At 55.1% G+C, this 1274-nt stretch carries 3 protein-coding genes and 1 pseudogene; all 4 read left to right on the top strand.

The features are described from left to right. On the top strand, positions 1-255 hold a 255-nt coding region (locus ACE4YL_RS06235), incomplete at its 5' end, for a head-tail connector protein (RefSeq protein ID WP_461369377.1). A gap of 37 nt (positions 256-292) precedes the next feature. Beyond that, complete coding sequence (locus ACE4YL_RS06230; RefSeq protein ID WP_461369376.1) at positions 293-673, top strand: phage head completion protein; 381 nt, start codon at positions 293-295, stop codon at positions 671-673. Beyond that, positions 660-980 carry an HK97 gp10 family phage protein gene (locus ACE4YL_RS06225; RefSeq protein ID WP_461369375.1) on the top strand — a complete coding sequence of 107 codons (321 nt, stop codon included), beginning with the start codon at positions 660-662 and terminating at the stop codon, positions 978-980. The genes ACE4YL_RS06230 and ACE4YL_RS06225 overlap by 14 nt, the downstream gene beginning before the upstream one ends. Beyond that, positions 970-1274, top strand: a pseudogene (locus tag ACE4YL_RS06220) (hypothetical protein); the annotation flags it as partial. The gene ACE4YL_RS06225 and the pseudogene ACE4YL_RS06220, both read left to right, overlap by 11 nt.

Genomic DNA, 1274 nt, shown 5'->3' with positions numbered 1-1274 from the left:
ATCGAACCTGTCGAAGAACATTACCTGCGGATCAGGAATAAGCCTTTCGAAACAGACGAAGAAGGTAAAACTGTTTATCCGGAAGGCGCGGCGCTGACCGCGGCGAAAATGATTCAGTTCCACCTGAACACGGACAAGCGGACCGGGATTGCCGGGCAGAGCCTGGGCGATCATTCCGTCACATTCAAGGATACAATTCAGGGATATCCCAGGGAGATTGTGGGCGGGATCCGCCGGTTCGTGAAGTTTGTTTAAAGTGAACACTTGATTGACTGTTAAGGGGGCAGGACGTATGCCGGTTGAGCTTTACTTTGCGCAGACCTTCAAGCGGGAGCGCCTGGAGACCACCGTAAACGAGATCGGGGGGACGGGGAGCGCCTGGAATGACAAGCTAGAATTTACCGGGCGGCTGCGGCCGCTGACGGGGGATAAACAGCTATCCGCTGACCGGCAGACAATCGTTGCCACACACCGCCTTTACTGTCCAGTCCTGGACATTATACCGAAAGACCGGATTGTCGATAGCGCCGGCAATATCTACCGGGTAGTGGGAATTGTCGACACTATGAGCGCCGGCGAGTTCTTGACCTGTGACCTGCTTTATTCCGAGCACGATCAGGACGCCGAACCTGAACCGGAAGAAGAGGCTGGCGAAGAGAATGGCGGAATATAAGAGTTATGTTCGCGAAGTAAAAGCGGAGTTGGGTGAACGCCGGGATAAGGCGCTGGAGGCGCTGGCGCAGTTCGGCCTGTCTGAAATCACGGTCCGGACGCCGGTTCTCACCGGGGCGCTGCGGGACAGTTATGATTACGAAATCGAGCCGGACGCTGTTACCTGGGGATCACCTTTGAATTACGCACCCTGGGTTGAGCTGGGGACCTCCAGGGCCAAAGCACAACCGCACCTGTTACCGGCAATCGAAGAGAACCTGGACCGTATGGAGCAGCTACTTCAGGAGGTATATTCACATGACGACTAATTCTGCGATCGTGGAGTTGTCAGAGGCAATCTTTAACCGGATAAAAGAGGCGCATAAGCGGGTTTACCTTGACATGGCGCCGGAGAAGGACCCGGCCACCGGTAAGGCGGTCCGGTTCCCTTATGTATGCTACAGGTTGCCTTCTTCAACACAGAGGGAGCTGCCGGAAGAATTCTTCCTTGAAGTAGACTGTTGGGACAATAGGGCAGACGCGATTCGCCTGGAAAACCTGGCGGCCGCCGTTGACTGTAAGCTGCACGGCTGGAATTATATCTCCGACCAGTTCGGCTTAAG

This window comes from Candidatus Darwinibacter acetoxidans (assembly GCF_041936445.1).
Taxonomy (GTDB): Bacteria; Bacillota; Limnochordia; order Darwinibacteriales; family Darwinibacteriaceae; genus DTU010.
The sequence above is the reverse complement of the archived record's forward strand: the minus strand, read 5'-3'. Positions and strand labels throughout refer to the sequence as shown.